Genomic DNA, 23,811 nt, shown 5'->3' on the forward strand with positions numbered 1-23,811 from the left:
CGCGCCTCCCGTCCGCCGGTGGGTCACGGCGGGATCGCGGCGACCTGCCAGGACGGTTTGATGTTGTCGGCACACACGCCGGTTATGGTTTCCGGGTGACGAACGAGCCCGAGCAGACGACCGGTCGTGGCCGCCGCGGCTTCACGCCACCGCGGCACGGCCGCCAGAAGCGACGTGGCGGGGTGGTCCTCCCCGCCGTCGCGGGCGTGCTCACCATGGCCCTCCTGCTCGGCGGCGGCTACGCCGCGTACGCCTACGGATCGCTGTCGAACGGCGTCACCAAGATCAACGCGATCACCGGGAGCACCGCGACGAAGGACGACGTCGACGGCCAGGCGCAGAACATCCTGCTGGTCGGCGACGACCACCGCCCGGACAACGCGACGCCGGAGGAGATGGCGGAGCTCAGCACCGAGTCGGACGGCGGTGCGACGAACACCGACACGATGATCGTCCTGCACATCAACGAGGACGGCTCGCAGGCGACGATGATCTCGTTCCCGCGCGACTCGTACGTCGACATCCCGGGTGTCGGCAAGGGCAAGCTCAACAGCGCGTTCTACTTCGGCACCCTCAACGGCGGCGGGGACACCGGGGGCGCGAAGCTGCTCATCAAGACGATCCAGAACCTCAGCGGCCTGACGATCGACCACTACGTGCGCGTCTCGCTGCTCGGCTTCTACCAGGTGGTCAAGGAGCTCGGGCCGGTCGACGTCTGCCTCAACAACGCCGTCAACGACCCGTACTCGGGCGTGAACCTGCCGAAGGGCAAGTCCACCCTCGACGCGAAGCAGGCGCTGTCCTTCGTCCGACAGCGGCACGGGCTGCCCAACGGGGACCTCGACCGCAACGTCCGGCAGCAGTACTTCCTCTCGCAGGAGGCCCGCAAGGTGCTCTCCGCGGGGACGCTGCTCAACCCGATCAAGATGGGCAACATCCTCAAGGCGGTCGGCGGCTCGATCCAGACCGACACCGACCTGGTCAACCTGGCGACCCAGATGCGGAACCTGCGCCCGGGCAACATCCAGTCGGCGACGATCCCCACGCTCGGTACCCCGACGATCACCGTCAACGGCTCGCCGCTGTCGATCGTCGAGGTCGACACCGTCGGGCTGCCGGCCTTCGTGCAGGGTCTCGTCGGTGAGCCCGCGGAGTACAGCAAGGCCGGGCGTGCTCAGCCGGCGAGCACCTCGGTCACCGTGCTGAACGGCAGCGGTGTCACGGGTGCCGCAGGAGCCGCCGGGACCGTCCTCACCGCGCGCGGCTTCCAGGTCGGTGCACCCGGGTCCTCCGACCTGACGAAGACGACCCAGGTGCAGTACCCGGCCGGCATGGAGAAGCAGGCGAAGGCGGTCGCGGCCGTCGTGCCCGGTGCCGTCGCGGTGCGGACGAACGCGGTCACCGGCGTGACGCTGGTGCTCGGGTCGGACGGCAAGACGGTGACCCCGGTCGCCGCTGCCGGTGGTGCCGCCTCGAGCCCCGCTGCCGGCTCCGGTTCGTCCGATGCCGGTTCGACCGGTTCCGGCGCTGCGGCGTCGAAGCCGGCGGCCTCGAAGCCCGCCGCGCCCGAGCCGAAGCCGTCGTCGACCGACGTGAAGAGCTACGGCAAGGCAGGCGTCTGCATCAACTGACGCCGGAGCCGGTCGCGTGCCGGCGGATGGTCGTGATCGCGGTGTCGAGCCCGATCGCGAGCGGGCGGACGTCTCGCTGGACCTGCGCCAGGAGCAGACCGCCCTGCAGCGCCACCATCACGGTCGTCGCCAGCGCGGCGGGGTCGGCGTCCGGTCCGAGCAGCCCGCGTTCGCGCATCGTGCGGATGCCGTCGTGGAACCCCTGCTCCCAGCGGGCGAAGCCGGCGGCGACGAGGTCGCGGGTGTCGGCGTCGCGCTCGGCGACCTCGGTCCCGAGGGACCCGAGCGGACAGCCGCCCACGCAGCCGCCGGCAGCGGCGTCGGCGACCGTTCGGTCCCGCCACCGCTGCCAGGCGTCCCACGTGGTGAGGTCGCCGTAGTCCGGCCCCTGGTGCGCGATGATCGCGTCGGTCTGCTGCCGGACGACGTCGCGCACGAGCTCCTGCTTGTCGGCGAAGTAGTGGTACATCTGCGACCGTCCGACCGTGGCGGCGGCGCCGATGTCGTCGAGCGTCGTCCCCGAGATGCCGCGCGTCAGCATCAGGTCGGCCGCGGCGGCGACGATCCGGCTCCGGGTCGCCAGTCCTTTGGACGTCGTGCGTCGAAGGGTCTTCGGGGTGTGTTCGGGGCGCATGCTCAGAGTGTACTTGCGAGTACATTTGCAGTATGTGACATTCGAGTCGTGAACGACGAACTCCTCGCCAAGCGCGACGAAGAACGCATGCTCCTCCTCGCGGTGGCCGCCGGTGACCGGGCCGCCTTCACCCGGCTGCACGACCGCTTCCGACCGCTCGTCGAGCGGTACGTCCGCCACCAGCTCGTCGATGCGTGGCAGGCGGAAGAGGTCGTGCAGGACGTCTTCCTCGAGATCTGGCAGATCGCCGACCGGTTCGACCCGGCGCACTCGGCCATCGCGTGGATCCGCACGATCGCGCAGCGCCGGGCGATCGACCGGGTCCGGAAGAGCCGGGCGGACCGCGACCGCGACCTGCGGATCGGCACCAGGGACGCCGACCTCGTGGACCACTCGAGCGTGGAGCGGGCCGAGAGCGTCCTCGACCGTGCCGAGCTCCGCCGCGCCGTCGCCGCGCTCCCCGGGCGCCAGCGCGACGCCGTGGTCCTCCGGCACCTGGTGGGGATGACCGGGCCCGAGGTCGCCGCGCGGCTCGGGGTCCCGGTCGGCACCGCCAAGACCCGGGCGCGCGATGGGGTCATCGCACTGCGGCGGGTCATGGTGCCCTGAGCGTGCCCGTCGGTAGGTTCGACGGGTGAGCAACGCAGCGCGTCCGATCACCCTGATGACCTACAACGTCAAGAACCCGGATCCGGTCCACGACTGGCCCGCCCGGTTGCCGGTACTGCTCGACGTGGTCCGGCGGCACGACCCCGACCTCGTGTGCGTCCAGGAGGCCTTCGCGCACCAGCTGGACGACCTCCGCGCCGGTCTGCCCGACCACGGCGACGTCGGCCAGGGTCGCGAGGGCGGCACGGCCGGTGAGCACGCGGCCGTCTTCTTCCGACGCAGCCGACTCCGGCCGATCGACGAGGGCGCCTTCTGGCTCTCGGACACCCCGGACGAGCCCGTCTCGAACACCTGGGGGAGCCTGTTCCCCCGAGTGGCGAACCACGCGCGGTTCCTCGACGCCGAGGGCGAGGCGTTCACGCTCCTGACGACGCACCTCGACCACGAGGTCGGATCGCACGGGGACGACGTCCGGGCGCGGAGCGCGGCGCTCATCGTCGAACGCCTCAGCACGGCGGACGGCCCGGTCATCGTGGCGGGCGACTGCAACGAGCCGGCCGGAGCGGGACCTGCGTCGCGGGTGCTCGTCGAGGCCGGGTTCGAGGACGCCTGGCTGGTCGGTGGCGACCCGGCGGATCGGACGGCGACCTTCAACGACTGGCAGCCGCCGGTCGACTCCGGGGAGCGCATCGACTGGGTGTTCACCCGGGGGATCGCCGGCGTCGACCACGTCGTCATCGACCACGACGGCCCGGAGACGTGGTTCGCGAGCGACCACTTCCCGGTGGTCGCGACGCTGCGGGTCTGACCGGGGCCGGTCAGCAGGTGCGCTTGGCGTGCACCGGCATCGGCGACCCGAGCACCGTGACCGTGGTGTCGTCGGTCAGGGCGGAGACGCCGTTCGTCCCGAGGTCGGCGGCGGCGGACTCCGTGTCCGTGTCGGACGGCGTGCTCGTGTCCGTCTCGGTGCCCGTGCCGCGGCTGTCGGGCGAGCTCGCGGCGTCGTGCTGCGGGGCCCACCCGGGCTCGAGCAAGAGCTGGAACGCGCGGGCGTCCGCGGAGCCGAACGACATCCGGTCGGACTTCGGGGCGTCTCGGATCGCCGTGCGGATGTCGTCGCCCACCTGGACACCGTCGGGTCCGGTCAGTTCGACGCCGCCGCCGAAGCGGGACCGCACCGTCTCGCGCAGGATGCGGATCTCCACCGCGTTGCCGGCAGCGGCCGGGGACGTCAGGGCAGCCACGCGGACCGCCCCGCCCCACGTGTAGGTCGTCCCGGCGGGGAAGCACGCGCCGCCGTCACCCTCGGCCGTCTGCGTGCGCGACGCGGTGCCGAGCAGGCGGTTCAGCAGGCTGACCGTCGTGCGGGAGTCGCGCATCGACGCCTCGGTCACGGTCTTGTCGCCGCGCCGGAACACGAGCGATTCGGCGGCGAGCTCGATCGAGTCGACCCGCTTGAGCTTCGCGTTCGTGACCCGGACGGGCTCGTGGTGCACCGGGTCCGGTCCGAGCTCGGCCGCGCTCGCCGGGGACGCTGCGACCCCGGTCCCGACCGTGCCGTCGACGGCGACCGTGCCGGCCGAGAAGGCGAGCACGGCGGCGCTCAACGCCAGCACGGTCCGGAAGGTCACCACTCGACGGTACGACGCCCGACCCGTCTGGACGACGGGTGTTACCGAATCGGGGCCTGGTCGTCACCGGACCGTGACATTCGTCGGTGACGCATCACGAGCCCTCGGCAGGCCCCGCCGACGGGGGCCTGTCGGCCGAACGGGGGACAGCCTCCTGGACGGTGCGGGGGCACCGCGTGCGTACCGTCGGCGGCATGACGGACCAGCAGATCGACCAGTACAGCATGCAGGACCCGACGAAGATGTACGCCGACAAGAAGCCCGACGAGCAGTACCTCGAGGGTGCCGGCACGGACGAGGAGATGGCGGAGAACGTCCCGGCCGACCACGGCGAGGACACCTACCGCGGCTCCGGTCGACTCACCGGCCGCAAGGCGCTCATCACCGGCGGTGACTCGGGCATCGGGGCCGCCGTCGCGATCGCCTACGCACGAGAGGGTGCCGACGTCGCGATCTCGTACCTCCCCGAGGAGCAGGAGGACGCCGACCGGATCATCGCCCTCGTCGAGGCCGCCGGTCGCAAGGCCGTCGCCCTGCCCGGTGACATCACCTCGCTCGCGACCTGCGAGCAGCTCGTGGCGGACGCCGTCGAGCAGCTCGGCGGGCTCGACATCCTCGTGAACAACGCGGGCAAGCAGCAGAACGTGTCCTCGATCGAGGACATCTCGGACGAGGAGTTCGACGAGACGTTCAAGACCAACGTCTACGCGACGTTCCGGATCACGAAGGCGGCCGTGCCGCACCTGCAGCCGGGATCGACCATCATCAACACGACCTCGATCCAGGCGTACGCGCCGTCGCCGCACCTGGTGCACTACGCGGCGACGAAGTCGACCGTGAACAACCTCGCGAAGGGCCTCGCCGCGCAGCTCGCGCCGAAGGGCATCCGCGTGAACGCCGTCGCACCGGGGCCGATCTGGACCCCGCTCCAGCCCGCCGGTGGCCAGCCGCCGGAGGCCCTGCCGTCCGCCGGTGAGCAGACCTACCTCGGCCGCTGGGGTCAGCCGGCCGAGCTCGCGCCCGCGTACGTGTTCCTGGCGAGCGGCGAGTCGTCGTACGTCGTGGGTGAGACGCTCCACGTCGACGGGGGCATGCCGACGCCGTAGTCGCGACCCGGCGACGGACGGGAGGGACGGTGCCAGCTGGCACCGTCCCTCCCGTCAATCGGTCGTCAGCAGGGCGCGGTGCAGGTGCGCGCCAGGCGCTCGAGCAGTTCGCGCGCGGACAGCGCCGCGGCCAGCTCGACCTCGACCGGGTTGATGCCGACGGCCCGTTCGAACGCGCGGCGCCGGGCCTGGTCGGCGATCGGGACCTCGGGGCGCTGCGGGAGCGCGGCGATCGCGCGGGCTGCGGCGTCGAACGCGCCGGTCGGCCGCCCGAGTTGCTCCCACATGGTCCGGACGTCGTGGGCGACCTGATCCGGGTCGCCGCCGAACTCGAAGCCGGCCGAGGCCATGGTCGCCAGTCCCTGCGCGGTGGGGTCGTTCGGGGTCATGACGGCATCGTCACACGGATGACCGCGAACGCGCTGCGAACCGCGTCGCTTGTCCCCCGACATGCCGACACCCGGACCGGGGATTCTGGTGTCCCCCGATCTCCGTTTGGATGGACCTGCCCCCAGGGGCGACACGGACAGGACGTCCGGGGACCGACGGAGGGCACGATGCTCGAACACACCAGCGCGGACACGCAGGCGGCAGCCGCCGCGGCCGCGACCCTGCACCTGCGGATCACGATCGTGGGGGCGACCGTCGACCTGCTGCGGGACGTGCCCTTCCACGAGGCCGACGCGGGACTCGTCGCCCAGCGGCTGGGGATCACCGTCGAGGAGCTCCGGCAGCACTTCCCCTCGTGGGACGGACTCGTGCTCGCCGCGGTCGACCGGTGGAACGGCGGCCGCATGGACGAGGTCGCGCGCGAGGTCGGAGACGGCTCGACCGTCCAGCTCCTGCGCGGGATCGTCGCGTCGAACGCCGAGGACCCGGCGCTCATGCGGCTCCTCGTGGCGCTGCTCTCGGTCGCGGGCAACCCGGCGCACCCCATGGCGTCGTACCTCCGGTCGCGCTACCAGCTCTTCTACGCGCAGATCAAGCGTGGCCTCGAGCACGACATCGCGGTCGGTCGGGCACCGCACACGATGGACCCGCGCCGAGGGGCCGAGCAGCTCATCGCGCTGTACGAGGGACTCCAGTTGCAGGCGTTGCTGCGGTCGGACCTCGACCTCGTGCCGGCGTTCGACCGGGCTGTCGCGCGGCTCGAGCGGGGCTGGATGGAGCGGTACGAGCCGCAGGCGGCCCGGCGGCTCTCGACGTGGAGCGACGGCGGCTGGGAGCTCTGACGCCGCGCGGCGGTGCGCAGCGTCACGCGGCGGTGCGCGTTCTCACGGGCTGGGCGACACTTCACGCGCGTCGCGGCCCGTGAGATGTCGCTCAGCCCGTGAAGTCGTCGGCTGGCCGGCTCGCCGGCCGGCGCGGCGCCGGCGCCAGCCCGTCAGCGCGGGCGCGGCCCCCGCGGCACCGAGCCGTTGCCGGGGTCGTAGCCCGAGTCACGGATGACCTTGATCGCCGTCGTGTCGTTGTGCACCGAGTGCACGACCACCCGTCGGGACCGCCGGAGCGCCCGCCGTGCCCCCGGCGTCGCCACGAGGCCGCCGAGGACCAGCCCCGCCCCGATCGCCAGCGCGACCGAGACCGCCGCGACGAAGTCCAGCGCGGCACTCGACGACCCGGACATGAAGTTGAGCAGCGCGTTCGACACCGCGACACCGGGCAGCAGGGCGCCGCAGAACGCCGGCACGGAGATCGCCGCCACCGCCGTCCGCATCCGCGCGGCCGCGATCGTCGCGAGGACGCCCAGCAGCACGGCGGCGAGGAACGTCGCACCGAGCAACGGGATGCCGAGCTCCCGGAGGCCCCGCAGCGCGGCACCGGCTGCGACCGAGAAGACCACCGCGACCGGGATCACCCGCGCGCTGGCCTGCTGCACGAAGCAGTTCGCCGCGGCCGACACCACCGTGAGCAGCAGTGACGCCCACAGCGGCAGCGTCTGCGTGACGATGCCGGACGGGTCGACCTCGATCCGGAGCCACTTCGTCACGGCGATGCCCGCGGGCACCCCGACCACGATCGCGGCGATGACGAGCCCGATGTAGAACGCCCGGGCCACCGCCATCGCCCGGAAGCCCGAGATCGCGTCCTGCGCCCAGGTGACGAGCGACGGGTGCGGGAGAAGCAGGACCACGAGCGCGGCCACCATCGTCGCCGCCTGCCCCGGGTGCAGCACACCCGCCCAGATCGCGAGGGTGCCGATCGCCGACGCCACCGCACCCTGCGCACCGGACACGAAGAACTGCGGGAAGCCCCGGCCGGTCAGCCACCGGCCCGAGACGATGATCCCGAGCATGAGCACGAAGGCGCCGAGTCCGGCACGCCAACCGCCGCCGGCCTGCATCGCGATCGAGATGCCGAGGATCGACAGCCCCACGTCGGCCGTCCACCGCGGCCAGCGCGGCGGGAGCCGGAGCACCGCGACCAGGGCGCTCACGGCGGAGGTCATGTCGCGCTCGTCGTGGACGAGGTCGTCGACGATCTGGTTCGCCCGTGCCAGGCGGTCGAGGTCGGATCCGTCCGACTGCACCGTGCGGACCTTCACGAGCGGCGGGTGGTCGGCCGGGGCGTACTGGATCGTGACCGAGCTGCCGGAGAAGTCGAGGTCGAGCGGCGCGAGGTTCCACTTCGTCGACACCGCGACGACGGCCGTCTCGACGCTGCGGGTGTCCGCACCGGACGCGAGCATCACCTCGGCGAGGTCGAGGCAGAAGTCCACGATCTGCACCGGCGAGTACTGCTCGAGCGGTCGGGTGTCGGGGACGACCTCTTCGTAGATGGTGCCGCGGAGGCGTGCCCGGGCGTCGCGGATGTCGTGCTGCGCGAGGCTCCGGACGCGTGGCCGTGGTGGACGCCCGGGTCTGGCTCCGGGGAGGGACTGCTCGGCCATCACGCCATCGTGCCAGGCGCGCTCCGCCGAGTCCGGACGCGCGCTGAACGCCTCAGCGCGCGCGACGGACGCTCAGCCGACCGGCGGCGAACGCGGCGACCACGGCGCCCACGACGACGAGCAGCTGCCCGACGACCCGCTGCCACGAGTTGGTCCCCGCGACGAAGGCGTAGTCCGACAGTGGGGCGTACGCGAACCACCCGAACGCGGCCGGCGGCGCGGAGGCCGCGACCACGAGTCCCGCGACCACGACGACGAGTCCCGCCCAGAACACGATGCCGGTCGGGGTGGCGAAGAGACGTCGGATCACGTGCGCCAGCGTACGTGGTGACCGACGGACGGGAGGCGCGGTGCCAGCCGGCACCGCGCCTCCAGTCCGTCATCAGGTGACGGCTCCCGCGTCGCTCGCCTACTGCTCGAACGTCGCGTGCAGCGTGATGTCGACGCCGGTGAGTGCCTTGCTGACGGGGCAGGTGGCCTTGGCGTCCTCGGCGGCCTTGAGGAAGGCCGCCTCGTCGATGCCGGAGACCTCGCCGTTCACGGTGAGGACGATGCCGGTGAGCTTGAACCCGCCCGCGCTGTCCGGGCCGAGCGAGACGTCGGCCTTGACGTCGAGTGCCTCGACCGTGCCGCCGGCCTCACCGAGGACGGCGGAGAACTGCATGGCGTAGCACGCGGAGTGCGCGGCGGCGATGAGCTCCTCGGGGCTGGTGGTGCCGTTGGCGTCCTCGGCGGCGCGCTTGGGGAACGAGACGTCGTACGTGCCGACCTTCGAGCTGGAGAGCTCGACCTGGCCGGTGCCGTCCTCGAGGCCGCCGTTCCAAGCAGTGCGTGCGGTGCGCGTGGGCATGGCCGCTCCTTTCGTGTGGGGGATCGGTCCCGATCGGGACCGCCGACGCCGAGTCAATCAGAGAACGACCGTTCTCGCATCGGCTCTCGGGGAAGACGCAGGTCTGCCCTACGATCGGGCGCATGGGGGACAGTGTGGTCAGCCGATCGCGTCCGGGCGGGGCCCGCTTCGACCGCGGGCTCTTCGCCGGTCGTGCGGCGGTCGGGCCGGATGCGCAACACGTGTCGCCCTGAACGACGGGTGTAATCTGGAGGGTGTTCAAAGGAGACCCACCATGCGCGCCGTCGTGTTCGAACAGTTCCAGACGTTCCCGTCCCTCACGGACGTCCCGAAGCCCACTCCGGGTCCGGGGGAGGTGCTCCTCAAGGTCGCCGGTGCCGGTGCCTGCCACTCGGACGTCGCCGTCTACCGCGAGTTCCAGGCGGGGCAGCCGGGCGCGCAGCAGCCCCCGTTCGTCCTCGGGCACGAGAACTCCGGTTGGGTCGAGGAACTCGGCGACGGCGTCTCCGGCTTCACGGTGGGCGACGCCTACCTCGTCTACGGCCCGGTCGGCTGCGGGCACTGCTCGTACTGCTCGAAGGGCCAGGACACCTACTGCGAGAACGCCGCCACGAACCCGTACATGGGCATCGGCCTCGGGCGCGACGGCGGCATGGCGGAGTACGTCACCGTGCCGGCGCGCAACCTCGTGCCACTCGGCGACGCCGACCCCGTCGCCGCCGCACCGCTCAGCGACGCGGCCCTCACGCCGTACCACGCGATCAAGAACTCCCTGCCGAACCTGGCCGGTGGCGGCAAGTACGCCCTCGTCGTCGGACTCGGCGGCCTCGGGCAGATCGCCGTGCAGATCCTCACGGCGCTCACCGGTGCGACCGTCATCGCGACGGACATGAAGCAGGACGCCATGGACCGCGCCGCTGCTCGTGGGGCGATCACGGTGCCGGGCGGCCCGGACCAGGCCGCTGCGATCCGCGAGATCACCGGCGGCCGCGGGGTGGACGCCGCGTTCGACTTCGTCGGGGCGACGCCGACGATCACGGTCGCCCAGGCGTCCATGGCCGTCGGTGGCCGGTTCACCGTCGTCGGGATCGCCGGTGGCACCACCGAGTGGAACTTCTTCCGGACGCCGTACGAGTCGACCATCACGAACACGTACTGGGGCACCATCGAGGACCTGCACGAGGTCGTCGCGATGTACCGGGCGGGGCAGATCGTCCCCGACGTCGAGCGCTACGCCCTGTCCGACGCGCTCGAGGCGTACCGGAAGCTCGAGGCCGGCGAACTCTCGGGCCGCGCGGTGGTCGTCCCGACGCTCTGACCCACTCGTCTCGGGGCGGTCAGCGTCCGGCGGCGTAGCCCTGCGCGCCCCGCGAGTTCGCCGCAGCGCCGAGCACGCCGGTCGCGGGGTCCCGCGTCACGCAGGACAGTCGACCGAGCGCCCAGTCGCCCGCCCGGGTGACGACGTGCCCCCGGGCCTCGAGGCCGGCGATCACGTCGTCCCCGAGGCGGTCCTCGACCACGAGCCCCGCCGGCTCCCACGTGCGCGGCCAGAACGACCCCGGGAACGACGTCGTGTGCAGCGCGGGGGCGTCGATCGCCTGCTGCGGGGAGTACCCGCCGACGATCCACCGCAGCAGGAACAGCAGCTGCCACTGGTCCTGCTGGTCGCCGCCGGGTGAGCCGAGCGCGGCGACCGGTTCGCCGTCGCGGAGCACCAGGGTCGGGGTGAGTGTGGTGCGTGGGCGCTCGCCGGGGCGCAGCGTCGACGCCGTGCCCGGTTCGAGCCAGGTCATCTGCAACCGGGTGCCGAGGCAGAAGCCGAGCTCGGGGATCGTCGGGGACGACTGCAGCCAGCCACCGGACGGGGTCGCGCTGACGATGTTGCCCCAGCGGTCGACGACGTCGATGTGGCACGTGTCGCCGCGGGTCTCGCCGTCCGGTGCGACGAACGGCTCGCCGCGGTCCTCGACGGGAGCGGCGGGAGCAGCAGGCGCGGCGGGCGCGGCGGGTGCGGCAGCCGCGGCTGGGGTCCGGTCCCGAGCGACCTGCACGGTCGGTTCGCCGAGCCCCGCCGCGGCACCGGTCGCGTACGACGTCCGGACCGGCGGCATGGCGTGCACGACGCCGTCGACCGTCCCCGGACGCAGTTCGGCCGACGCACGCTCGCCGATCAGTGCCCGGCGCGCGTCGGTGTACGCGTCCGAGAGCAGCACGTCGAGGGGGACGTCACCGTCGCCGTAGAACGCCTCCCGGTCGGCCAGCGCGAGCTTCAGGGCCTCGGCGACCGTGTGCGCGCCGAGCTCGGTCGACGGGTCGAGACGAGCGTCGTCGAGCGGTTCGAGCAGCCGGAGGGTCTGCAGGAGCGCCGGGCCCTGACCCCACGGGCCGGTCTTCGCGATCGTGCAGCCGCGGAACGCCGCCGTCGTCGCGGGTTCGTAGGACGCCCGGAACGCCGCGAGGTCCGACGCCCGGATCACCCCGGCGTGGTCGGTCCCGGACGCGTGCCGGTGCGGTTCGCGGACGAACCGGTCGATCGACTCGGCGACGAAGCCCTCGGCCCACTCGCCGCGGGCGGCGTCGATGCGGGCGGTCCGGCTGTCGGCGTCGGCACCGGCGGCGACGAGCCGCTCGAACACCGAGGCGAGCGCCTCGTTGCGCACCAGTTCCCCGGGGACGGGCACCGCGCCTCCTGGCATCCACTGCGCTGCGGAGGTGGGCCAGTGCTGCCGGAACAGGTCCTGCACGGCGGTGATCGTCCGGACCACCGCGGGTGTGACGGGGTGGCCGTCGCGTGCGTAGCCGACCGCCGGTGCGAGCACGTCCGCGAGTTCCCACGTGCCGTGGTCGCGGAGCAGCAGGAGCCAGGCGTCGACGGCGCCGGGGACGGTGGCGGCGAGGGCACCGGAACCGGGGACGAGGTCGAGGCCCTCGGCGCGGTAGTGCTCCGGCGTCGCGCCGGCCGGGGCCGGACCCTGCCCGACGAGCACCGTCGGCGTCGGGTCCGTGGCGGTGGCGAACACCGCGGTGAGGTCGCCTCCGGGGCCGTTCAGGTGCGGTTCGACGACCTGCAGGACGAACGCCCCCGCGACCGCTGCGTCGAATGCGTTCCCGCCGCGCTCGAGGACGGACTGCGCCGTGGCGGTCGCGATCCAGTGCGTGGCCGCCGCCGTGCCGAACGTGCCGCGGATGTCCGGGCGGGTGGGGTGTGCGGTGGGCGGCGTGAACGCGGGGTTCGGCATGCTCCCATCCTGTCCCCGCGGTCCCGATCAGGCGGCAGCCACGGCGACACCGGCGGCGACGAGCAGCACGAGGTACCCCCACGCGTGCACGGCTTCGGGCAGGTGCGGGGGACGGCGTCGGAGCAGGACGATGACCGGCACGGCGCCGAGGAGCAGCGCTGCCGCCGCCCGGACGTCCACGGCGCCGACGAGGCCCGCCGCGTGCAGGGCCCCGGCGGGCACGAGCAGCGTCGCGATGGTCGCGGGCAGGGCGATCGCGAGGGTGAGCGGGTTCGCCAGGGTCGTCGCGGCGGACATCGTCGCACCCGCTCGGCGCATCACCGGGACGGTCATCACGCTGCCGCCGACCCCGAGGAACGCCGCGGCGGCGCCGATCGGCAGGCCCGCCACCGTCGGCAGGCCGCCACCGGTCGGGACGTCGGCGGCGGTCGCCCGGCCCGCGGTCGACTGCACGGACGGGTCCGGGGCACCCGGGCGTGCACGGCCGGGACGGAGGAACCCCGGGCGCAGCACGAGGTCCGCGACCGTGACGGCGAGGTAGACGACGAAGCCCCACCGGATGAGCACGTCGGGGGCGAACCGGGCCGCCGCGACGCCGACGACCCCACCGCCGCCGAGCAGCAGGAAGAGCGTCCACCGGCCCCGGAGCGGCGCGAGCGCACCTCGGCGCGCGGACGCGGTCGCCACCGCGGCGTTGACGAGCATCACGAGCGCGGAGGTCGCCGTCGCCACCCGGACGGCGTCCCCGCCGAGCGCGGCGTCCGCCACCGTGATGATCGGCACGGTGACGAACCCGCCGCCGAAGCCGAAGAGGACCGTGGTGACCCCGACGAGGACACCGATGAGGACGAGCACGACGAACGACACCCCTCCATCACAGCCGGAAGGGGAGCGGCGGACGATCGCATGCGCGGCAACTTCCTTCGAGACCTAGCCTTGCCGTGTGCGCAGCGTGTCCGTGGCCGACTTCGACGGCCTCCCCGTGGACGTCCTGCCGATCGGTACCGACTACCCGCCCGACCACCTGCTCGCCCGGCACGAGCACCGGCGGGCACAGCTGCTCTACGGCGCGAGCGGGGTGATGCTCGTCGAGACCGACGAGGGTTCGTGGACGGTGCCGACCGACCGCGCCGTGCTCATCCCCGCGGGCGTCGCGCACGAGGTGCGGATGCTCGACGTCACGACGTGGAGCCTCTACGTCGAGCCCGACGCCGTCCCGTGGTGGCCGACCGTCTGCACCGTCGTCGAGGTCGGCCCGCTCCTGCGCGAGGTCCTCCGCGCCGCGAACGCGCTCGAGGTCCCCTACGACGAGGCCGGTCGGGACGGGGTGCTCGTCCGGCTCGCCCTGCACGAGCTGCAGCGGGTGGCGCCGATCCCGCTCACCGTGTCCCTGCCACCGCAGGGGGTCCTCCGCGAACTGTGTCGTTCCTACCTGGCAGCCCCGGACGTCCACGTGACGAACGCGGACTGGGCGCGCGCGGCCTCCGTGTCCGAGCGCACCCTCGATCGGCACTTCCGCGAGGCGACGGGCGTGGGGCCCGCGGGCTGGCGGGTCCGTGCGCGTCTGTTGTCGAGCCTCCCGGCCCTCCGACGGTCCAGCGTGACGGACGTCGCGGGCCGGCTCGGGTACGCCACCCCCGCGGCGTTCACCGCCGCCTTCACGAAGGCGTTCGGTGCGCCGCCGTCGCGGTTCCGGTGAGGGGCTTGCGCAGGACCGAGCTCGCACCCATACTGAACCCAGCGGTTAATTAACCGCAGGGTTCACCGAGGGGGCGACGATGGAGACCGACCGCACCGACGCCGTCCTGTCGGCGCTCGCCGACCCCATCCGTCGCCGCATCGTCGAACGACTCGGCAGGGGCGAAGCCACCGTCACCGACCTCTCGGCACCGTTCGACGTCAGTGCGCCGGCGATCTCCCGGCACCTCGGCATCCTCGAACGCGCCGGCCTCATCACCCGCGAACGGCACGGCACCTGGCGCACGTGCCGCCTCCGGGAGGAGGCCGTCGACGAGCTCGGCACCTGGGTGGGCCGGTTGCGGCCCGACTGGGACCGCCGGTTCGACAGCCTGGAGGCGCTGCTCGCCTCCCAGCGACCGCCCGCCCCGGTGGGTGGCGCGTCCACCGCACCGACCGTCACGTCCGTCGACCAACAGGAGCAGTCATGACCGAACAGTTCACCGCCCACGCCACACACCGGTTCGCGTACCCCGTCGCGGACGTCTACCGCGCCTTCGTCGACCCCACCCTGCTCGCACTGTGGTTCGGGCCGCTCGGCTTCCACGTCCCGGCAGCCACCGTCGAGGTCGACGCCCGGGCCGGCGGGGCGTGGAACCTGACGATGGTGAGCAACGACAACCCCGAGTGGACGTCGCCGGTGAGCTCGGCGCTCGAGCAGATCGAGGAGAACCGGATCATCGTCGGCACCTCGACCGCCCAGGGGATCCCCGGGATCGAGGACGGGACGCCGCTGTCCCTCACGCTCGAGTTCGCCGAGGACGGCGACGGCACGATCGTCACGCTCACCCAGGGCCCCTTCCCCGAGGTCATGCGCGACATGAACATCGCCGGTTGGACGCAGTCGTTCCACAAGCTCGAGGCGCTGCTGGCGTCGCCGAAGGAGTTCCTCCAGGCCCCGTGACGACGGCCGTTGCCCCCGGAACTGGGGTTGTCCGGTCCGGGCAACGGGGTTGTGGACTCGTCACGAAAAGGTGACCATCGTTCGGCGGCGTGTCGAGAGCACGTCGCCGAACGGCCGCGCAGGGGCTCGGCCGGTTCCAGATCAGGGGTTCCATGACCAGCACACCGTCCTCCGTCGCGCACGCACGCCGACTCCCTCGACTCGCCGCCGCGGTCGTGGCCATCGCCGTCGTCGCCGGCGGTGTCGTCGGGATCGCCGAACCGGCGTCCGCCGCCGTTGTCTACAAGGGCTCCGTCCCGGCCGGCACGACGCTGCAGCCCGGGGACTCGGTGACCTCGCCGAACGGGCAGTTCCGGCTGATCCTGCAGGGCGACGGCAACCTCGTCGAGTACGGCGTCGGGAACCAGGTGCTCTGGGCATCGAACACCTCGAACCAGCCCGGCGCGATCGTGACGATCGGCCGCAACCGAGCCGTCGACCTGCTGCGGGGCGGGAAGCGGATCGTCCGCTGGGCCTCGGCCGGCACCGCGCAGTCCACGTCGTTCGCCGTCCGCGCCGACGGCACGATGGGGCTCTACTCCGGCAAGACCGCGATCGTGAACTGGACGAGCCAGCAGGGCACCGTCCCCGCCGGCAACTCGATCTACTCGGGCACCGTGCTCAGCTCCGACACCAGCGGTGCCCGTCGCCTCTCCATGCAGGCCGACGGCAACCTCGTGCAGACCGTGAACCGCAAGGTCGTCTGGCAGTCCGGCACCGCCGGCCACAAGGGCGCGTGGGCCGAGCTCCGCAAGGACGGCAACTTCGCCGTCGTCGGCCGCGACGCCGCCCAGAAGAAGGTCACGCTCTGGAACTCGCGGACCGGAACGGCCGGCGCAGGCACGCTCATGGTGCAGGTGGACGGCAACGTCGTGCTCTACGGCGGCAAGGACACCCGGGTGTGGTCGACCAAGCCCGTCACCGGCATGATGTGGCCGGTCGCGAGCACGAAGATCTCCGGGCGCTACGGCGACGACCGCGGGGCCGGACACGTCCCGCGCTACCACCAGGGTGCCGATGCCCCGGTCGCGGTGGGCACTCCCGTGTACGCCTCCGGGACCGGCACCGTGACGAGCACCGTCGCGAACAACGCCTCGTACGGCAACTACATCGTCGTGACCTACGGGAACGTCACCGTGCTCACGGCGCACCTCAGCAAGATCGAGGTCAAGCAGGGGCAGATCGTGTCCGTGCGGAGCGAGATCGGGCGGTCCGGGAACACCGGGCAGTCGACGGGGCCGCACGTGCATGTGGAGACGCGGCGGGCGGGGTCACTCTTCGATCCGTTGACGCTGCTGCACTTCCGCTGACGCCGGGGAAAGGCCCGCACTGGACCGGTGCGGGCCGTTCGTCGTCGTTCGCCCCCGGGGGCGAGGAAATCCACAGCCTGATCGACTCCCGCACATCACATGTCACGATCGTCATGTGACGGGAGCCAAGCGCGCAGGGATATACATCGACGGGTTCAACCTCTACCGCCGCGCGCTCGAACAGCGGCCCGAGTGTCGGTGGCTCGACGTCCGACGGCTCTGCGAGCTCTTGCTCCCGGACTTCGAGGTGGTCCACGTCCGGTACTTCACCGCGTACTCGCAACCGTTCCGGGGGTCTCCCTGCACTTCGGGACCTTTCGGTCGAATCGTCGGTGGATGGCCGTCAGCCCGCTCGAGCTGCAGGCCGACGGATCTCCTCGAACCGTGCGGGTGCGCAAGATCGAGGAGAAGGGGTCGGACGTCAGCCTGGCCGCGCACCTCGTCTGCGACGCGATGAGCGGGAGCGTGGACGCGGTGTTCGTCCTGTCGAACGACTCGGACTTCGTCGATGCGCTGCGGCTGGCACGGGAGCGCGCCGATGTCGAGATCGGGTTGATCAGCCCGACGGCGGCACCCGCTCGGAGCTTGCTCGCTCTCGCTCCCGATCACGTGCGGCATGTTCGCGCGGCGTCGATGCTGGCGGCGCAGCTGCCCGAGCGGATCGTGGATGCCCACGGCACGGTCACCCGGCCGAAGCGCTGGGTGACCAGAAGTACAGAAGCCCCGCCGGAGGCGGGGCTTCGCGCCCGGTAGTCGAGACATCCGGGGGTGTGGCACACACGCTATCCGAGAGGCCGGCCACGAGCAAGCGCGGGACCTTGCCGCCGTCTCGTCTGCGCCGCTCGCTCGACTCGTGGCCGACGCGCGACACCAGCACGGACTGCTTTGCTCCAGTCGACAGTCCCGGACCTCGGCGACGTCCCTCCAGTCGGAACGGCCCGCACTCGTGCCGAGTGCGGGCCGCCGTCTCAGTCCCGCCGCCAGACGTCGAGCAGGAGCCTGGTGACGGCCACGAGCAAGCTCGCGACCGGCAGCCAGGACATCCGACGCCTGGGCTCGGACCCGTTGTCCTTCGACATCGAGACCACCTCCGGTGTGTCAGCGCCGGCGGACACGAGGAGCGGGGTGCCGAGGGGTGCGTCCATGACCGGGGTCACGTATGCTAGTTCCGAGCGAAACGCTCGGGACGTCGCGTGTCCCTCTGGCACTCCACTCGGAGAGCAACTCGAAGCCCATCACCGTTGCAGCGGTGGTGGGCTTCAATCTTGCCCGGGACGATCGTCCGGCGACCGCCGCCCCATACAGCAGCCTACGGTGATGATGTGTGATGTTCCACCTGCAGTAGCTTGGTCACTGCCCGCGAATTGGGGGCGCGAGCGATCGCATTGGTGACAGGTCTTCAACTAACGTTGGATCGACCCAGGGGAGGAACGATGGAGTTCGAAGAACGCCTTGCTGCACTGGCCACGAAGGTGCAGAACCAGCGCGAGGCCATCCAGACCGAAGAAGCGACGAAGAACGCGTTCGTCATGCCGTTCATCTCAACGATCCTCGGCTACGACGTGTTCAACCCGCTCGAGGTCGTACCGGAGTTCACCGCCGACGTCGGTGTGAAGCGCGGCGAGAAGGTCGACTACGCGATCATGCGCGACGGCGAGGTGCAGATCCTCATCGAGTGCAAGAAGTCCACCGAACCGCTGAAGATCGAGCACGCCTCCCAGCTGTTCCGCTACTTCTCCGTCACCAACGCCCGCATCGCGGTGCTCACGAACGGCGAGGTCTACAACTTCTACACGGACCTCGATGCGCCGAACAAGATGGATGACCGGCCGTTCCTGGTGCTGGACCTCGCTGACATCGACGAGACGCTCCTCCCGGAGTTGAGCAAGCTCACGAAGGACGTCTTCGACCTCGACTCGGTCATCAGCGCGGCGGAAGAGCTCAAGTACGTCGGCTCGATCAAGCGAGCGATCGCCGCGCAATTCCGCGAGCCGGAGGAAGACTTCGTCCGACTCTTCGCCTCTCGTGTGTACGACGGCCGTTTCACCCAGGAGGCGCGGACGCAGTTCACGACGCTCGTCGCGAAGGCGTCGAAGCAGTTCCTGAACGAGCAGGTCAACGATCGCCTCAAGACGGCTCTCGGCGCCTCCTACACGTCCCCGGTCGGAGCGGAAGCACCTGCGGAGGCCATGACGAGCGCGGCAGTCGCGGAGGACGATCTCGACCGGGACACCGAGATCGAGACCACGCTCGAGGAACTCGAGGGGTACCAGATCGTCAAGGCGATCGCCTGCAGCGAGGTGAAGCCGGACCGCATCGCGCACCGCGACCAGAAGTCGTACTTCGCCGTCCTGCTCGACGACAACAACCGCAAGCCGATCGCTCGTCTGTGGTTCAACGGCAAGAAGCAGAAGTACCTCGGGCTGTTCGACGAGAACAAGGTCGAGACCAAGCACCCGATCGAGGCGCTCGACGACATCTACCTCCACGCGAACGCAATACGCGCCAGTGTCGCCAGCTACCTGAAGTGATCACCCCGGCAGTCTCCCCTCTGATGAGATTCGGTATCCGGCCCCGACTAGCTATTTACGCGATTGAAGGCAGATGCTCCAGGTGAACTCCGTACGCCGCCGCGCACTATTCGGACTGGTGGTACTCCTCGCTTTCACGGCGGTTGCATCCTTAACGGGTGAAGCATTTTACGGGGCTTGGTGGTTCTACACGGCACTTGGCGGAATCCTATCCGCGTCACTGCTCGAACCGTTCTATACGGCGGCTCGGCCGGCGTTGGTTAACGCGATTGGCGCCATCGCGGCGTTCTTTACTGTTGACCGGAGCCCCCTGTGGGGGCTGTGGGTTTCCTACCTCGGCCTTAGCTTGATCGTTGTCGTAGCGGCATTATTGGCAATATTCCTTGCGGATGACACGGCTTTGAAGCGCGTATCCTACCGAGTTTCATCGTGGGGAACTGCCGTGGCGCTGGGGGTTACCGCGCTTCAGCTCTACGCCGTCAATCGCATTGCGGCTGGTGATTCAAGGTATGTGTGGTTGGTAATAGCTGCGACCTTGGTCGCATTCGCTCCAAAAGTCGTTCCCCTTGCCGCGCTGTGGCGTAAAGAGCCAACGGTGAATGGAGCGCTCATAGACGCGATCGCGCCTGGCGTCGTGCTCCTCGGCGGATTGGGGCGTATCGAAGCAGGACGCCGCGTTCGTGTCTCCGACGTGGGCGAAGGTGTGGTGACCGGTCAACTACCTGGGCAGACCGGCTGGCAGACCGTCGTGTCTCTTGCCCAGGCTGGTGATGTATCGGGCGGTGGTCTTCAGCGGAGTGTTGGTGTCGAGGTGGGGGCGCATTCGAACGTTGTAGGCGTGGCAGGGCCCGGTACGACCGTCTCGTTAGTCCATTTCACCTCTCTTGAAGCGCTCGAACTCGGTCAGGTGCTGGCCGCTGACGTCGACGGTGCAGATCGGTGGCTGCAAGTCGTTCACCTCGAGTTGAACGAAATGAACTGGTCTAATTCGAAGGCGGTGGGCGCGTCCATCGTTGCGACGCAACTGGGAACCGAGGTGGCCGGTTGGCTCAGGCATTCCGTGCGCCTTTTGCCGCCTCATGCTCCGCTCCGACTTGCGGCACCCTCGACGAGCGCTCTGCCAAGCACTCATTTTCGCGTCGGTGAGCTCCCTGGTACCTCGATGCCGATTGGCGTCGCTACTGATCCTGCTGTTAGGGGCCATGTCGCGGTGCTCGGGATGTCAGGAATGGGAAAGACAACAACTGTCGCTCACATTGGGGAGCAACTCTCCAAGATGGCGCAGGTGGTGGTCCTCGACGTTACCGGGGAGTACTCAAGTAAGAGATCGATTGCTTCATATTCGACCGGAGCCGCGTTCTCGAACGGGTTCTCAGTGCAGGATGTGCGAGGGGCTCCGGCCGCTGCGACAGAGGTATTTGTTCGGGAGATGATGAACTCTGGGCATGCGGAGTACATGGCGGGTTCACCGAATAGCCGGGTGGTGTTGTTAGAGGAAGCGCACAGTCTCGTCCCAGAGTGGAACTTTGCGAGTCGGCCCGAGCAGGACGCATCGGCATTGTCGGCGCGCTACGTCATGCAGGCTAGAAAATTCGGCCTCTCGTTTGTTCTTGTCTCGCAAAGAACGGCGGTTGTTTCGAAGTCTGTTCTCAGTCAATGCGAAAGCTACATCGTATTTCGCGTGGTGGACGACACCTCTCTCTCGTATCTAGAGTCTATTGTGGGCCCTATTGCGCGCCAGGTGGTGCCGTCCTTGAAGCGATACGAAGCCTTGTGCTTTGGGCCTGCCTTCAACTCCGACGGACCGGTTGTCGTGAGGATGGACGTCTAGGCTCGGTTTTGATGGAGAAGCGCGGCGGTCGGGTGCTCGTGTTGGTGGCGATCGGGGTGGTCGCGGGGGTGCTTTCCGGCCTGTTCGGCGTCGGCGGCGGGGTCATCGTCGTGCCGGCACTGATGGCGTTCCTCCAACTCGACCAACGTCGGGCATCGGCGACGTCCCTCGTGGCGATCGCCCCCGCGGCCGTCGTCGGTGCGATCACCTACGCCGTGCAGGGCGAGGTGCACTGGCTCGCGGCCCTGACCCTGGCGGTCGGCAGCGTCGTCGGCGCCCCGATCGGTGCGCGGCTCCTCCGTGCGCTCCCGCTGCGGGTCCTGCCGTGGATCTTCGTCGGGTTCATCGCGGTCGTGCTCGTCTCGCTGTTCACGACGGTGCCGACGCGTGGGGGCGACGTGCACTTCGGGGTCGTCGAGGCGATCGTGCTCCTGCTGCTCGGGCTGCTCTCGGGCGTACTGTCGGGGCTCGTCGGGGTGGGCGGCGGGGTCGTCATCGTGCCGGGGCTCGAGGTCGTCCTCGGCGCGGGCGACCTGCTGGCGAAGGGCACCTCGCTGCTCACGATGGTGCCGACGTCGGTCTCCGGCACGGTGGCGAACCTCCGTCGCCGTGCGGTGGAGCTGCGGGTCGGCCTCACGATCGGCATCACGGCCGCGATCTGCTCTCCAGGAGGCGCGTGGATCGCCCGCCTCGTCGATCCGCAGGTGGGCACCTGGCTCTTCGCCGCGTTCCTCGTGGTGGTCGCGGTGATCGTCCTGCGCCGTGGTCGCCGGGCCGTGCCGCGGAACGAGGCGACGGACGGGGAGGTCGCGTGACGCGCCTCCAGGCCGGTGGTGGACGGAACCCGGCGGATGCCGAGGCCGTGCTCGCGGCGTTCGCACGGACGAGCGGTGACGTGCCGGCGGCGCGACGCGTCGCGCGGCAGTTCGCCGACCTCGACGAGGGCGAGCGGTCCGCGCTGCTCTGGAGCGAGGACGCGGGGGCACGCCTCGTCGCGGTCGTCCTGATGGTGCAGGCGATGCGGGAGCACCCGGACCCGGAGCTGACCGACGAGTACCTGTCGGCGGCGAAGGCGGAGCGCTTCGACGACTCGGTGCTGGTGGACCTCGGGGCGGAGGAGCTCGTGGGCGCCCCGCTCGTCGGCGGCTCGACCGGACCGCTGTTCGCGCTCGTGAAGTCCGACGTTGCGATGGTCCGGCGGATCGCTCTGGTCGCGACCCTGGCGTTCGTGAAGCAGGGCGACGCCGAGGTGTCGCTCGCCATCGCGGGGCGACTCGTGCGGGAGCGGAGCGACACCGTGCAGTCGGCACTCGGGTGGGTGCTGCGCGAGACCGGCAAGCGGGCGTCGGAGGATGCGCTCGTGGCGTTCCTCGAGCGGCAGGCGCGGTTCCTCAGCCCGGCGGCACGGGCGACGGCGACGGAGCACCTGCCGGCGGCCGAACGCGACCGGTTGCGCGGCTGACGCGACCGGTTGCGCGGCTGACGCGACCGTCGGCCGTCACGTCGGACGCGGCGAGAGCCCTCAGTCGGACGCGGCGCGTATCCTCAGGCGGACTCGGTGGGCTCCGCGAAGAACGTCGTGAGCGACACGACGACTCCGTCGCGGACCTCGACGACGTCGATCCCGCGCACGGCGGGCGCCCCGACCGGGCCGAAGCCCCACGCGAGTGCGCCGTGCGTCTCCGACACGTAGCGACGCCCCTCCTCGACGAACTGGAAGGCGCCGGGCACGTTCTCGAGGAGTTCGGCGGCCTTCTGCTCGAGGGCGTCCCAGCCGACGGCGGTGCCCTCCGGGTCGGTGAAGGTCACGTCGGGGGAGTACGTCCGCTCGATCGCGGTACGGCGGGAGGCGGCGTCGCGGTTCCCGAAGATGTCGTGGAGGTTCGCGGTCAGCAGCTCGGACACGGTGGCCATGCCCGGAGCCTAGCCTGGGAGCATGCACGCCGAGGTGCCCCGACCCCGCATCGATCCCGCACTCGTGGAACGGCTCGTGGCCGCGCAGTTCCCGCAGTGGTCCGGGCTGCCCGTGCGCGAGGTCGATCCGCAGGGGTGGGACAACCGCACCTACCGGCTCGGCAGCGAGCTCGCGGTGCGGCTGCCGAGCGCCGCCGGGTACGTGGCGGCGGTCGAGAAGGAGCAGCGGGTGCTGCCGTACCTCGCGTCGCGGCTCGACGTCCCGGTGCCGGAACCCGTCGGCCTGGGCGTCCCCGCCGACGGGTACCCGTTCCCGTGGTCGGTCCGGCGCTGGATCGACGGCACGGTCGCGCTCCGGGCGACGGACCTCGACCGACGGGTCTTCGCCGCCGACGTCGGCGCGGTGCTCCGGCAGCTCCGGGCCGTGCCGGCCGGGGACGGGCCGGTCGCCGGGGCGCACTCGTTCCACCGGGGAGCGCACCCGTCGCACTACGCGGCCGAGGTGGTCGCGGCGCTCGACGCGCTCGGGGACGCCGTCGACCGCCGTGCCTGCGATGCGGTCTGGGACGCTGCGACCGCCTCGGTCTGGGACGGGCCCGCCGTGTGGTTCCACGGCGACGTCGCCCCGGGCAACCTGCTCGTCGGCGCGGACGGTCGGCTCTCCGCGGTGATCGACTTCGGCACGTGCGGCGTCGGCGACCCGGCGTGCGACCTCGTCCTCGCGTGGACGTTCCTCGACGGCGATGCCCGCCGGGACTTCCGTGACGCGGTGGGCCTCGACGGGGACACGTGGGCGCGTGCTCGGGGCTGGGCGCTGTGGAAGGCGCTCATCATGCTCGCGGGGAGCGCCGGGCCGGGGGACCGGAGTGAGCACGAGGAGGTGCTGCGGGCGGTCCTCGCCGATCCGGTCGCGACCTGAACTCCGAGTCACGCAGCCGGACCGCCCGCCGGGGCC

Annotated in this window: 26 protein-coding genes; 16 read left to right on the forward strand and 10 right to left on the reverse strand. The window is 71.0% G+C overall.

Annotated elements, in window-relative coordinates; translation table 11 throughout:
• Window positions 1-95 precede the first annotated feature (95 nt).
• Window positions 96-1,631, forward strand: a complete 1,536-nt coding sequence (locus BIV03_RS17140; RefSeq protein ID WP_070417240.1) for an LCP family protein — start codon at window positions 96-98, stop codon at window positions 1,629-1,631.
• On the opposite strand, the gene BIV03_RS17145 is transcribed toward BIV03_RS17140, so the two are convergent.
• On the reverse strand, window positions 1,624-2,265 hold the full coding sequence (locus tag BIV03_RS17145) for a TetR/AcrR family transcriptional regulator (RefSeq protein WP_071296541.1): 642 nt from the start codon (window positions 2,263-2,265) through the stop codon (window positions 1,624-1,626). The genes BIV03_RS17140 and BIV03_RS17145 overlap by 8 nt on opposite strands.
• 48 nt (window positions 2,266-2,313) lie before the next feature.
• Here BIV03_RS17145 and BIV03_RS17150 point away from each other — a divergent pair, with 48 nt between their 5' ends.
• The gene (locus tag BIV03_RS17150; RefSeq protein ID WP_092388127.1) at window positions 2,314-2,874 is read left to right on the forward strand and encodes a sigma-70 family RNA polymerase sigma factor; all 561 of its coding nucleotides are present in this window, start codon (window positions 2,314-2,316) and stop codon (window positions 2,872-2,874) included.
• 25 nt (window positions 2,875-2,899) lie between these two features.
• Window positions 2,900-3,682, forward strand: coding sequence for an endonuclease/exonuclease/phosphatase family protein (locus BIV03_RS17155; protein WP_071296542.1), 783 nt, complete (start codon window positions 2,900-2,902; stop codon window positions 3,680-3,682).
• Window positions 3,683-3,692: 10 nt separating this feature from the next.
• Here the strand turns inward: BIV03_RS17155 and BIV03_RS17160 are convergent, their stop codons facing one another.
• Complete coding sequence (locus tag BIV03_RS17160; RefSeq protein ID WP_139202056.1) at window positions 3,693-4,505, reverse strand: hypothetical protein; 813 nt, start codon at window positions 4,503-4,505, stop codon at window positions 3,693-3,695.
• 194 nt (window positions 4,506-4,699) lie between these two features.
• Between BIV03_RS17160 and BIV03_RS17165 the strand changes: the two genes are divergently transcribed.
• Complete coding sequence (locus BIV03_RS17165) at window positions 4,700-5,611, forward strand: SDR family oxidoreductase (protein ID WP_071296596.1); 912 nt, start codon at window positions 4,700-4,702, stop codon at window positions 5,609-5,611.
• 65 nt (window positions 5,612-5,676) lie between these two features.
• On the opposite strand, the gene BIV03_RS17170 is transcribed toward BIV03_RS17165, so the two are convergent.
• Window positions 5,677-6,000, reverse strand: a complete 324-nt coding sequence (locus BIV03_RS17170; RefSeq protein ID WP_022907826.1) for a hypothetical protein — start codon at window positions 5,998-6,000, stop codon at window positions 5,677-5,679.
• A gap of 168 nt (window positions 6,001-6,168) precedes the next feature.
• On the opposite strand from BIV03_RS17170, the gene BIV03_RS17175 reads away from it, so the two are divergent.
• A complete protein-coding gene (locus tag BIV03_RS17175) occupies window positions 6,169-6,843 on the forward strand; it encodes a TetR/AcrR family transcriptional regulator (RefSeq protein ID WP_071296544.1) in 675 nt (224 codons plus the stop codon).
• Between the two features lie 152 nt (window positions 6,844-6,995).
• Here the strand turns inward: BIV03_RS17175 and BIV03_RS17180 are convergent, their stop codons facing one another.
• The 3 genes from BIV03_RS17180 to BIV03_RS17190 form a co-directional block, all read right to left on the reverse strand.
• Window positions 6,996-8,501 (reverse strand): threonine/serine exporter ThrE family protein, encoded by a 1,506-nt coding sequence (locus BIV03_RS17180; RefSeq protein WP_071296545.1) that lies wholly within the window; start codon window positions 8,499-8,501, stop codon window positions 6,996-6,998.
• A 52-nt stretch (window positions 8,502-8,553) separates the two neighbouring features.
• Window positions 8,554-8,811 carry a hypothetical protein gene (locus tag BIV03_RS17185; protein WP_071296546.1) on the reverse strand — a complete coding sequence of 86 codons (258 nt, stop codon included), beginning with the start codon at window positions 8,809-8,811 and terminating at the stop codon, window positions 8,554-8,556.
• A 99-nt stretch (window positions 8,812-8,910) separates the two neighbouring features.
• Entirely contained in the window at window positions 8,911-9,351 is a 441-nt protein-coding gene (locus BIV03_RS17190; protein WP_071296547.1) for an OsmC family peroxiredoxin, read from the reverse strand.
• A gap of 274 nt (window positions 9,352-9,625) precedes the next feature.
• Here BIV03_RS17190 and BIV03_RS17195 point away from each other — a divergent pair, with 274 nt between their 5' ends.
• Window positions 9,626-10,669, forward strand: a complete 1,044-nt coding sequence (locus BIV03_RS17195; RefSeq protein ID WP_071296548.1) for an NAD(P)-dependent alcohol dehydrogenase — start codon at window positions 9,626-9,628, stop codon at window positions 10,667-10,669.
• A 19-nt stretch (window positions 10,670-10,688) separates the two neighbouring features.
• Here the strand turns inward: BIV03_RS17195 and BIV03_RS17200 are convergent, their stop codons facing one another.
• The gene (locus tag BIV03_RS17200) at window positions 10,689-12,590 is read right to left on the reverse strand and encodes a gamma-glutamyltransferase family protein (RefSeq protein ID WP_071296549.1); all 1,902 of its coding nucleotides are present in this window, start codon (window positions 12,588-12,590) and stop codon (window positions 10,689-10,691) included.
• A 27-nt stretch (window positions 12,591-12,617) separates the two neighbouring features.
• A complete protein-coding gene (locus tag BIV03_RS17205; RefSeq protein ID WP_071296550.1) occupies window positions 12,618-13,457 on the reverse strand; it encodes a sulfite exporter TauE/SafE family protein in 840 nt (279 codons plus the stop codon).
• A gap of 76 nt (window positions 13,458-13,533) precedes the next feature.
• Between BIV03_RS17205 and BIV03_RS17210 the strand changes: the two genes are divergently transcribed.
• The 5 genes from BIV03_RS17210 to BIV03_RS19905 all read left to right on the forward strand — a co-directional run bounded on the left by BIV03_RS17210 (window position 13,534) and on the right by BIV03_RS19905 (window position 17,333).
• Window positions 13,534-14,289: a helix-turn-helix transcriptional regulator gene (locus BIV03_RS17210; RefSeq protein WP_071296551.1), complete on the forward strand. Its 756-nt coding sequence runs from the start codon at window positions 13,534-13,536 to the stop codon at window positions 14,287-14,289.
• A gap of 79 nt (window positions 14,290-14,368) precedes the next feature.
• Window positions 14,369-14,758, forward strand: coding sequence for a helix-turn-helix transcriptional regulator (locus BIV03_RS17215; protein ID WP_071296552.1), 390 nt, complete (start codon window positions 14,369-14,371; stop codon window positions 14,756-14,758).
• A complete protein-coding gene (locus BIV03_RS17220; RefSeq protein ID WP_071296553.1) occupies window positions 14,755-15,231 on the forward strand; it encodes an SRPBCC domain-containing protein in 477 nt (158 codons plus the stop codon). Before BIV03_RS17215 ends, BIV03_RS17220 begins: the two co-directional genes overlap by 4 nt.
• Before the next feature lie 152 nt (window positions 15,232-15,383).
• A complete protein-coding gene (locus BIV03_RS17225; protein WP_071296554.1) occupies window positions 15,384-16,580 on the forward strand; it encodes a peptidoglycan DD-metalloendopeptidase family protein in 1,197 nt (398 codons plus the stop codon).
• 390 nt (window positions 16,581-16,970) lie between these two features.
• Complete coding sequence (locus BIV03_RS19905; RefSeq protein ID WP_175475942.1) at window positions 16,971-17,333, forward strand: NYN domain-containing protein; 363 nt, start codon at window positions 16,971-16,973, stop codon at window positions 17,331-17,333.
• 215 nt (window positions 17,334-17,548) lie between these two features.
• Here BIV03_RS19905 and BIV03_RS19910 read toward each other — a convergent pair whose 3' ends face one another.
• The gene (locus BIV03_RS19910) at window positions 17,549-17,725 is read right to left on the reverse strand and encodes a hypothetical protein (RefSeq protein ID WP_175473744.1); all 177 of its coding nucleotides are present in this window, start codon (window positions 17,723-17,725) and stop codon (window positions 17,549-17,551) included.
• Between the two features lie 288 nt (window positions 17,726-18,013).
• Here BIV03_RS19910 and BIV03_RS17240 point away from each other — a divergent pair, with 288 nt between their 5' ends.
• The 4 genes from BIV03_RS17240 to BIV03_RS17250 all read left to right on the forward strand — a co-directional run bounded on the left by BIV03_RS17240 (window position 18,014) and on the right by BIV03_RS17250 (window position 22,404).
• Window positions 18,014-19,111, forward strand: a complete 1,098-nt coding sequence (locus tag BIV03_RS17240; protein WP_071296557.1) for a type I restriction endonuclease — start codon at window positions 18,014-18,016, stop codon at window positions 19,109-19,111.
• Between the two features lie 82 nt (window positions 19,112-19,193).
• A complete protein-coding gene (locus BIV03_RS18920) occupies window positions 19,194-20,942 on the forward strand; it encodes an ATP-binding protein (protein WP_175475951.1) in 1,749 nt (582 codons plus the stop codon).
• Window positions 20,885-21,757, forward strand: a complete 873-nt coding sequence (locus BIV03_RS17245) for a sulfite exporter TauE/SafE family protein (protein ID WP_254790946.1) — start codon at window positions 20,885-20,887, stop codon at window positions 21,755-21,757. The genes BIV03_RS18920 and BIV03_RS17245 overlap by 58 nt, the downstream gene beginning before the upstream one ends.
• The gene (locus tag BIV03_RS17250; RefSeq protein WP_071296559.1) at window positions 21,754-22,404 is read left to right on the forward strand and encodes a DNA alkylation repair protein; all 651 of its coding nucleotides are present in this window, start codon (window positions 21,754-21,756) and stop codon (window positions 22,402-22,404) included. The genes BIV03_RS17245 and BIV03_RS17250 overlap by 4 nt, the downstream gene beginning before the upstream one ends.
• A gap of 83 nt (window positions 22,405-22,487) precedes the next feature.
• On the opposite strand, the gene BIV03_RS17255 is transcribed toward BIV03_RS17250, so the two are convergent.
• Complete coding sequence (locus BIV03_RS17255; protein ID WP_071296560.1) at window positions 22,488-22,856, reverse strand: nuclear transport factor 2 family protein; 369 nt, start codon at window positions 22,854-22,856, stop codon at window positions 22,488-22,490.
• 22 nt (window positions 22,857-22,878) lie between these two features.
• Here BIV03_RS17255 and BIV03_RS17260 point away from each other — a divergent pair, with 22 nt between their 5' ends.
• Window positions 22,879-23,775 carry an aminoglycoside phosphotransferase family protein gene (locus BIV03_RS17260; protein WP_071296561.1) on the forward strand — a complete coding sequence of 299 codons (897 nt, stop codon included), beginning with the start codon at window positions 22,879-22,881 and terminating at the stop codon, window positions 23,773-23,775.
• The last annotated feature ends 36 nt before the right edge of the window (window positions 23,776-23,811 follow it).

The organism is Curtobacterium sp. MCBA15_016 (assembly GCF_001865105.1).
Classification (GTDB): Bacteria; Actinomycetota; Actinomycetes; order Actinomycetales; family Microbacteriaceae; genus Curtobacterium.